The 2,150-nt window shown below is 41.9% G+C and carries 3 protein-coding genes; all 3 read left to right on the top strand.

The genetic code is table 11. The annotated features are described in order from the left end of the window. A partial coding sequence (locus C7B70_RS25730; protein ID WP_146134191.1) for a M23 family metallopeptidase occupies positions 1-951 on the top strand: 951 nt, incomplete at its 5' end. Positions 952-959: 8 nt separating this feature from the next. Beyond that, a complete protein-coding gene (locus C7B70_RS25725; RefSeq protein WP_106371686.1) occupies positions 960-1,616 on the top strand; it encodes a hypothetical protein in 657 nt (218 codons plus the stop codon). A gap of 199 nt (positions 1,617-1,815) precedes the next feature. Beyond that, positions 1,816-2,150: hypothetical protein (locus C7B70_RS25720; protein ID WP_199192587.1), on the top strand; the 335-nt coding region annotated here is incomplete at its 3' end.

Genomic DNA, 2,150 nt, shown 5'->3' with positions numbered 1-2,150 from the left:
CCGTTTGATATTCCCTTTGGTATGTCTCCCTGCAAAGTTGGCAAAGAATGTCGAGAGTTCAATATTGATAATACAGCGTCAGGAAATTGGAACAACTCAAGTATTTCTTGTGTTGGCGCACCGTGTTCTCACATTGAAGTGACGCGACGGGGCAACGATACTAACAAGATTAGATGGATATCCAAAGAGCAAAAAGTTTCTGGGGGTAATGGGTATCTTTGTTTAAAAGAACCAACAGGGCGATTTCCATTTGGCAAGAATCCTAAAGTTGTTGTCGAAAATATCGATGAAGAAACGGGTAAAGTCGAGTTTGCATTGTATTTTAGTGTTAGAGGTCCTTACGGTGCAGAATCTGCTCATTGTTTTGGTCCCTTTCCCATGCCGTTCTGGGGCAAACGTAAAGAGGGGCAGCTTGTCCTGTTTGGACCCGATAAACTAAGCACGAAAACGCTATTATCTGGACTAGGAGGAGCGTCCCCACCATCAAAGATAGGTACGTCTACTGGTGGAGGTAGCAGTACAGGTCAACCCTCACCTCTAGCGGTAGATTGCCAGGGTACGCCGTCTACTTATATTCGTCCAAGCAGAGGTAGGGTTTCGTCTGAGTTCGGTTGGCGAATTCACCCGATACTGGGCAGACCAAAACTTCACGCCGGAATTGATATTGCTGCTGGCTATGGTAGTGCCATCGTTGCATCTAACTGTGGTACTGTTTCCTTTGCGGGTTGGGCTAAAGGATATGGTAAATATACTTGTATCAATCACAATAATGGGGTCAAAACTTGCTATGGACACCAAAGCCAAATTCTAGTAAGAGTAGGGGAAGCCGTTAAAAGGGGTCAGATAATTGGTGAAGAAGGTTCTACGGGTGGCTCTACTGGACCCCACTTGCACTTTGAGTATCGGATTAACAGCAAAGCTGAAGACCCACGACACTATGTCCCTATTTAGTCAAGACTATGTTTAACAAAAAGACTTTGCTTACTCTGTTTGCTGCTGCTTCTATCCTGGGGGTAGCGACTTGGATTTCGCCCTGGAAAGCACCTCAACAAGCGAAAGTTCAAACAATTTATATATCTCAAACCTCTCAAGTCCCTGAACTAAGCTGTTATCCAGATCGGTACAGCAAACCTGACCAGATCAACAAGTTTACTTTTGATGGGGCAGTTTACTACGAAGTCCACGCACGATTAAAAGAAGTAGCTAAAGATTCTCCTTTCAAAATTTTTTATTTTCGTACAAAACTTGGAGAGTGTAAATTTCTTAATCCCCACGATCAAATAGGATCGAGATTGCTTTATATGCCGAAACCTGTTGCCCTCCATTTTTCTAAGCTTCAGTTTCAGCCTGCTTTTGAACGCTGCTTGAAAAAGAATGCAAATAGCCCAAATCCTAAACAACGTTGTATCAAACTTTTTGAGGAATCTATTAATGCCCCTTCAGAAGAAACTTCTGAAGGTACTGATTTTTTTTACCCAGAGGATGTTGAAGTGTTAAATAACATGGGAATTAAAACTGACGAAGCCCTAGTGATTACTACACCCTCTGATTTTGAAGAACTTGAGCGCAGACGATTTGAGGAGTATAGCAATCCCAAGTCAGTTGAAGAAAAGTAATGGTTTAACTATTGTTAAGGATAAATGTAGGCTTTTAGGGTTGACTGAAGACGAAAGAAGTGGTCGAGCTTATTCAAAGTAATCCTGCCTCTAGAAAATTCAAACGTGCATTAGCAATTAAATGGTTTTGAAAGGCTATTGCCTATAACGTTCGCTTTTGTTGCAGTGGTGCTATTTTAGGTAGCACTTTTTTTATGCTATGCACAAACTTTTATTTTTTACTGGAGCGTATATAGGAGCGCTTACCCTAATTTGTAGTACCTACTCCATCCTTAATTATGCCCGTCAATCAGAGCAATCCTACACCTTGTCATCAAACCCATTACAGGGAGAAGCTTTTAATCGCTGCTATCCTTCAACTTATTACTCACCCGAAGAAGTGCGGTACGTGCAATCAGAAGATGGACACCGATATTATGAAGTGATCGCCAAGGCTAGATTTTTGACTACAGCAAACTCTAGCGATGAATTTGTGGCTAACACTCATACTACTCTGTACATTCGCACGATGAAAGATGGCTGCAAATGGTTGAA

It is taken from the genome of Chlorogloea sp. CCALA 695 (assembly GCF_003003885.1).
GTDB lineage: Bacteria > Cyanobacteriota > Cyanobacteriia > Cyanobacteriales > Chroococcidiopsidaceae > Aliterella.
Note: the sequence above shows the minus strand (reverse complement) of the source record. Positions and strands in the feature narration are given on the sequence as shown.

Coding starts and splice junctions, on each gene's coding strand:
- C7B70_RS25725 (WP_106371686.1), top strand. CDS start 960: ATGTTTAACAAAAAGACTTTGCTTACTCTGTTTGCTGCTGCTTCTATC.